Below are 6,537 nucleotides of genomic sequence, written 5' to 3'. Positions count from 1 at the left end.
CTATAGAAACACCTTTAATTGTGTAATCTAAATAGTCATTATCAATCTCGCATGGAATCCAGTCTTGAATTTGTTCTAAAGTTACTTCAATCATGATTTAACCGCCTCAATCAATTTTATATTTATTTTTCTTTTTATCTTCATGTTTTTCTTTTGCTAATTCAATTAATTTACTTATGAGTTCTGCATAACTTACGCCCATGTTTTCCCATAAACTTGGATACATACTATAAGCTGTGAAACCAGGCATAGCATTTGTCTCGTTTATAAAAATTTGATTATCTTCCGTTACAAAGAAATCAGCGCGCAATAATCCTGAACAATCTGTTGCTTTAAATGCTTCTACAGCCATATTTCTTAAAGTCATTTTTACATCATCATTCAAGTCAGCTGGAATATCCAATTTGATTTTTCCATCTTTATACTTAGCTTTGTAATCATAAAATGCCACATCTTTAACTACCTCTCCCGGCCAAGTCGTTTCTGGGTAGTCATTACCTAAGACAGCCACTTCAATTTCTCTAGCATTGATGCCTTGCTCAATTACTAATTTACGATCAAATTGAAATGCTTCTTCTATACCTTGTTTCAACTCTTCCTCATCGTTACACTTACTAATACCTACGCTTGATCCTAAATTTGCAGGTTTCACAAATACAGGATATTCTAACTTGTCATGTACTAATTTCAAAATATTATTTTCGTATTTTTGATATTCGCTTCTTAAGAAACTTACATATGGTAATTGAGGTAAGCCTCTATGCGCAAAGAGTTGTTTCATCACAAGCTTATCCATAGAACTTGAGGCTGCTAGCACACCATTACCAACGTATGGAATATCTAACACTTCAAATAAACCTTGAATTGTTCCATCTTCACCATTCGGTCCATGTAGTAATGGGAAAACCGCACTATATGCTGTGCCAAGGCTGCCTTCATTTAATAATTTGGAGATTTCTCCGGCAGGAACATCTGCTAATCGTAACGAATCTATGTCATCTATAGGATCTACGATATTTTCTTTCTTTTTCCAATCTCCATCGTTTGTTATGTAAATAATGTCCACTTGATATTTTTCTTTATCAATCGCATTTAAGACATTTTGTGCTGTTAATATTGATACATCGTGTTCAGCACTTTTCCCTCCATATACGATACAAACATTTTCTTTAGCCATATTTTAGCCTCCATATAGAATTCTTAAACTACATCATATCACGATTTATTAGCATTTTGCATTTGTTATGTAGTTGTAAAATAATTGTTTTTTATAAGTATATTGAAGTTTTTAAAGTATTTAAAGTGAAAACTTCAATGACACTTAAAATAATTATTTAAGTTTTACATACCCTACTTCTAGCAAAATCGTATAAATTTCGGTAAAATCTATATATACTACAAGTAATTGAAATAATAGTTTTCCAAAGGAGTAAGAAATGAATACTTCACGTCAATCAAAAAATAATCATTGGATCCGGAAAATAGACTGGATTTTAATTGGCTTCATCGCATTACTAGCTATCATTAGTATTACGTTTATTAGTTCTGCAATGGGCGGAGGTCAATATAGCGCTAACTTTAGTATACGTCAGATACTATATTATGTTTTTGGGGCGATTATCGCATTTCTAATAATGTTAATTTCACCTAAAAAACTTATGAAATATACATATTTACTTTATATTATACTTTGTTTCTCATTGTTGTTATTACTAATTATTCCAGAAACACCTATCACACCGATTATTAACGGGGCAAAAAGTTGGTATACGTTTGGACCAATTAGTGTTCAACCATCCGAATTTATGAAAATAGTTATGATTTTAGCGTTGGCCAAAATTGTAACTAAACATAACCAATTTACATTTAACAAATCTTTAGAAACTGACTTTAAATTATTCTTTAAAATTATCGGTATAGCTTTTATCCCTATGGTACTTATATTATTGCAAAATGATTTAGGTACAACACTAGTTATCTTTGCGATTATTGTCGGTGTTATGATAATCAGTGGAATCACTTGGAAGATACTAGCACCTATATTAATAGGGTCAGTCGTTATTGCTTCTACGGTGATATTATCAGTGATTTATAAACCTTCTATTTTAGAAAATAGTTTCGGCATTCAACCTTACCAATTAAGTCGTATCAATTCGTGGCTTGATCCATATACTTATAGTAGTGGTGATGGATTTCATTTAACTGAGTCACTTAAAGCGATTGGTTCTGGACAACTATTTGGTAAAGGGTTCAATCAAGGTGAAGTTTATATTCCTGAAAACCATACGGATTTTATTTTCTCAGTTATTGGAGAAGAATTTGGTTTTATTGGTTCAGTCATTTTGCTATTGATTTTTCTTGCATTTATTTTTCACTTAGTAAGACTTGCTACTAAAATTGAATTACCGTTTAGTAAAATTTTCATCATTGGATTTACGACAATGATACTATTCCATATCCTAGAAAATATTGGTATGACCATTCAGTTATTACCAATTACAGGTATACCATTACCATTTATTAGTTATGGTGGTAGCTCATTATGGAGTTTAATGTGTGGTATTGGCGTGATATTATCAATTTATTATCACCAATCTAGACAATATACAACGCAAAACAAATAGCTATTTGTTTTGCATTGACATATTTAAAAAGCGTTGAAAACTCTTAGATCAAAAAGTTTTCAACGCTTTTGTTTTTTATAAATTTATCGTTCAACACGGCACACTAAAATGGAATGAGTAGAAAATCAATTTATTTAATAAGGCTTCACCGTACCATCCCTTTAAGTCAAGATTAACTGCTGCTTTAACAATAAGAGGCTGAGACAATCAATGTCTCAGCCTCTTAAATTTGCATGTATGCTTTTAATCTTTGTATGGGTAACGCACTATTTCAATTCGTTAGCGGTTTTCACAGTCGTTGGTAAAGTATGCATAACTTCTAATCTTGATTTAGTTTTCTTTATGTTTACCCCTAATGATGATAATAGTTTAACTACATTTTGAATCTTTTCGTTATCTTTACTCATATCATCACTCCTAAATTCTAGCTTCTATTATATCTTACCCTATTTATTTCCGAATTACTACATGTTATTGAAATTTTCTTTATCTTATAAAATAATTTTTGTTTTATTACGTAATTTTAAAACATTCACTTATAATTATTATAAGCAATAAAAAACAAAAACAGAATATAAATCAATACCAGTCAGTCTATTGATTGTTTCACCCTGTACTTTATACATGATATGAGAAAGATAACATTTCAATGACTGAAGTCGAGTTAATACAAAATTTCAAATCCTAAATCATATAAGTCTTTTTCTAAATTGTTTAAACTTGCTGGTGTTTCAAATTCTATAAACACTTGTGCTTTTTCAATTTCAACTGAAACATGATTCACACCTATGATTTGTGATAATGTTCTTTCTATTTGAAGCTTATCTTGTTTATTATCTATTTTACGTAAATAAATCGTTTGTGATTCCATTGGCGTCACCTGTTCTAATCTTTCATTAACTTTTGGAAAGTTACCAACAACTCATCCATTGCTTCTTGTTGCTCACCTTGGTTCACTTTATCCATAATACAACTTTTCATATGGTGATCTAATAATTTCGTAGCAACACTATTAAGTGCTGATCTTGTCGCTCTAATTTGTGTAAGCACATCATCACAATATACATCTTCATCAATCATACGATTGATCGCTCTTACTTGTCCTTCAATGCGATTTAAACGAGATTTTAAATTTGATTTAATTTGTTCAGAATGATGCGCTTTTTGCATTTCTGCCATAATCCAACGCCCCCTCTTAATATACATTTATAATATACCCCTATCAGGTATTAGTCAAGTGATAAAAACGTGGTACCATGTTACAATGATGAAGAATTTATCAATTGTAAATTAATTGAATAGCAATTTGGAGGTTTAATATGATAGATATTTTTGCTATAACTTACAACCATACAAACGTCATCATTAATGTTATTCTGATTGGCGCATTTATATTAAACCTAATCTTTGCATTTACAATTATCTTTATGGAACGACGATCTGCTGGTTCTGTTTGGGCATGGATATTGGTTTTGGGTCTTATACCTATTTTAGGTTTTATCGTGTATTTACTTTTTGGTCGCCAAATCCAACGCGAACATATCTTTAGTTTAGATGAAGAAGATAAAGTCGGCATTGAAATGATTGTAAATGAACAACTAGAAGCCTTGAAAAATGATGATTTTTCTAAAGGCAATCATCAAATCGTAAAATTTAAAGATATGGTTCAAATGTTATTGTATAATAATGCGGCTTTCTTAACTACTGATAATGATATAAGCATCTTTATAGACGGAAAAGAAAAGTTTGATGCACTCATTGAAGATATATATAATGCCAAAGATTATATACATATTCAATACTATATTTTCCGTAATGATTATCTAGGAAAACGAATATTAACTGCATTAGAACATAAGCTTGACGAAGGTGTCGAAGTAAAAATGCTTTATGACGATATGGGTTCTAGAGGTTTATCTATAAAAGACTTTAAAGCTTTTAGAAAAAAAGGTGGACTCGTTGAAGCATTCTTTCCATCTAAATTACCATTAATCAATTTGAGAATGAATAATCGAAATCATAGAAAAATTGTTGTTATCGATGGACATATTGGTTACGTAGGTGGATTTAACGTCGGTGATGAATATTTGGGACTTAAGAAAAAATTTGGATACTGGAGAGATACACATCTCCGTATCGTTGGTGATGCCGTTAACGCTTTACAACTTCGTTTTATGCTTGACTGGAACTCACACTCAACACGTGATAATTTAAGATATGAAGAACGTTATTTTCCAGACGTAGATTCAGGTGGTACGACGGGTGTGCAAATTGCTTCTAGTGGTCCTGATGAAACGTGGGAACAAATAAAATACGGTTATTTAAAAATGATTGCTTCAGCAAAGCATTCTATTTATATACAATCGCCTTATTTTATTCCCGATCAAGCATTTTTAGATGCTGTTAAAATTGCTTCTTTAGGTGGCGTGAACGTAAATATCATGATACCTAATAAACCGGATCATCCTTTTGTTTATTGGGCAACATACAATAACGTTGCTTCTTTATTAGATGCTGGAGTGAATATCTTTCACTACAATAATGGTTTCTTACATTCTAAAACACTCGTCATTGATGATGAAGTTTCCAGTGTTGGAACAACAAATATGGATCACCGCAGCTTCACATTAAACTTTGAGATAAACGCATTCATCTATGACCCACATATTGCTAAAGCTTTAAGAATGGCTTTTGAAGAAGATTTAAATGTCTCTTATAGATTAACTAAAGCACTATATGAACAAAGAAGTTTATGGGTCAAATTTAAAGAAGGCATTTCAAGATTATTATCTCCGATTTTATAGAATCATTATCAGTCCGAGACTTATCATATGTCTCGGACATTTTTAATCTTAGTAATTATAAACAACCGAATTAAAAAATGTATTTCTACGCTTATAAAAGCGTAAAGTATATACATGTTGTTTGTCACTCTAGTAAAAACACTTAATACTTTCATCTTAAAAAGATTGTTGATCACCCACTATTTAAGCACATCAATGTATTTTTTATAATTTTATAACAATTAAATCTCAATCAATAATTTAGTTTAGTTTTTTCTCAAAATGGAGGCAACTTGATATGACTAATGAAAATATAATCACTAAAGCGCAAAACTACATGAAACATTTTCATAAAGATGATACAACCGGGCACGATATTGCACATATACAACGCGTAACAAGATTAGCAGAATATATTGCTAACAATGAACAACAAGGGCATTTACTCACCATACAATTAGCAAGTATTTTACACGATACTATCGATAGCAAACTTACAAATACTAAAGAAGCAAAAGTAAAGTTAGCACAATTCCTCAATGGTTTGGAACTTGATCTCGTAATACAACAAGATGTGTTACATATTATTGAACATATCAGTTATAAAAATGGTAAAAATGATCATGTTAAATTATCGATTGAAGGACAAATTGTTCGTGATGCTGATCGTTTAGATGCGATTGGTGCAATTGGTATAGCACGCACATTTCAATTTGCAGGTCATTTTGGTGAACCTATGTGGATTGACCAACAATCCAATAATATAGAAAAATCTAATCAATCATATTTTGATTGGAAACCTTCTGCAATAAAACACTTTTATGAAAAATTATTTAAACTTAAATCACTCATGCACACTCAAACAGCAAAAAATTTAGCGCAACAACGACATGAATTTATGAAAAATTATGTCGATACTTTTTTCAAAGAATGGTATTTTTAATAATTCAAGTATGTTTGTTCCAGACTTTGTAGACCATCTTTATATATTGGATAGCTACGGCGCTTTCGAAACTAAGATACATTTATTTTAAATATAAAAAAATAGAAGCACTTGAGATAATCATCTCAAGTGCTTCTAAACTTTATACCTGCTATATATTATGTACCAGGTCTATCATTTAAATTAA

At 30.8% G+C, this 6,537-nt stretch carries 8 protein-coding genes; 3 read left to right on the top strand and 5 right to left on the bottom strand.

The window, feature by feature from the left end; translation table 11 throughout:
* A partial coding sequence (locus CD150_RS14000; protein WP_438829863.1) for a hypothetical protein occupies window positions 1-94 on the bottom strand: 94 nt, incomplete at its 3' end.
* Window positions 95-106: 12 nt separating this feature from the next.
* Window positions 107-1,177, bottom strand: a complete 1,071-nt coding sequence (locus CD150_RS10150; RefSeq protein WP_103161557.1) for a D-alanine--D-alanine ligase — start codon at window positions 1,175-1,177, stop codon at window positions 107-109.
* A 259-nt stretch (window positions 1,178-1,436) separates the two neighbouring features.
* Between CD150_RS10150 and CD150_RS10145 the strand changes: the two genes are divergently transcribed.
* On the top strand, window positions 1,437-2,624 hold the full coding sequence (locus tag CD150_RS10145) for an FtsW/RodA/SpoVE family cell cycle protein (RefSeq protein ID WP_070657370.1): 1,188 nt from the start codon (window positions 1,437-1,439) through the stop codon (window positions 2,622-2,624).
* Between the two features lie 266 nt (window positions 2,625-2,890).
* Here the strand turns inward: CD150_RS10145 and CD150_RS10140 are convergent, their stop codons facing one another.
* The 3 genes from CD150_RS10140 to csoR form a co-directional block, all read right to left on the bottom strand.
* On the bottom strand, window positions 2,891-3,031 hold the full coding sequence (locus CD150_RS10140) for an Lmo0850 family protein (RefSeq protein WP_099091318.1): 141 nt from the start codon (window positions 3,029-3,031) through the stop codon (window positions 2,891-2,893).
* Between the two features lie 257 nt (window positions 3,032-3,288).
* Window positions 3,289-3,495, bottom strand: coding sequence for a putative copper chaperone CsoZ (csoZ, locus tag CD150_RS10135; RefSeq protein WP_046207776.1), 207 nt, complete (start codon window positions 3,493-3,495; stop codon window positions 3,289-3,291).
* Between the two features lie 14 nt (window positions 3,496-3,509).
* Window positions 3,510-3,803, bottom strand: a complete 294-nt coding sequence (gene csoR, locus CD150_RS10130) for a copper-sensing transcriptional repressor CsoR (RefSeq protein ID WP_046207775.1) — start codon at window positions 3,801-3,803, stop codon at window positions 3,510-3,512.
* Window positions 3,804-3,943: 140 nt separating this feature from the next.
* Between csoR and cls the strand changes: the two genes are divergently transcribed.
* Window positions 3,944-5,428: a cardiolipin synthase gene (cls, locus tag CD150_RS10125; RefSeq protein ID WP_046207774.1), complete on the top strand. Its 1,485-nt coding sequence runs from the start codon at window positions 3,944-3,946 to the stop codon at window positions 5,426-5,428.
* 277 nt (window positions 5,429-5,705) lie between these two features.
* A complete protein-coding gene (locus CD150_RS10120; protein ID WP_073346069.1) occupies window positions 5,706-6,350 on the top strand; it encodes an HD domain-containing protein in 645 nt (214 codons plus the stop codon).
* Window positions 6,351-6,537 lie beyond the last annotated feature (187 nt).

Source organism: Staphylococcus ureilyticus, from assembly GCF_002902235.1.
GTDB lineage: Bacteria > Bacillota > Bacilli > Staphylococcales > Staphylococcaceae > Staphylococcus > Staphylococcus ureilyticus.
This window is presented reverse-complemented; position numbering and strand designations above follow the sequence as displayed.

Coding starts and splice junctions, on each gene's coding strand:
- CD150_RS10150 (WP_103161557.1), bottom strand. CDS start 1,177: ATGGCTAAAGAAAATGTTTGTATCGTATATGGAGGGAAAAGTGCTGAA.
- CD150_RS10145 (WP_070657370.1), top strand. CDS start 1,437: ATGAATACTTCACGTCAATCAAAAAATAATCATTGGATCCGGAAAATA.
- CD150_RS10140 (WP_099091318.1), bottom strand. CDS start 3,031: ATGAGTAAAGATAACGAAAAGATTCAAAATGTAGTTAAACTATTATCA.
- csoZ (WP_046207776.1), bottom strand. CDS start 3,495: ATGGAATCACAAACGATTTATTTACGTAAAATAGATAATAAACAAGAT.
- csoR (WP_046207775.1), bottom strand. CDS start 3,803: ATGGCAGAAATGCAAAAAGCGCATCATTCTGAACAAATTAAATCAAAT.
- cls (WP_046207774.1), top strand. CDS start 3,944: ATGATAGATATTTTTGCTATAACTTACAACCATACAAACGTCATCATT.
- CD150_RS10120 (WP_073346069.1), top strand. CDS start 5,706: ATGACTAATGAAAATATAATCACTAAAGCGCAAAACTACATGAAACAT.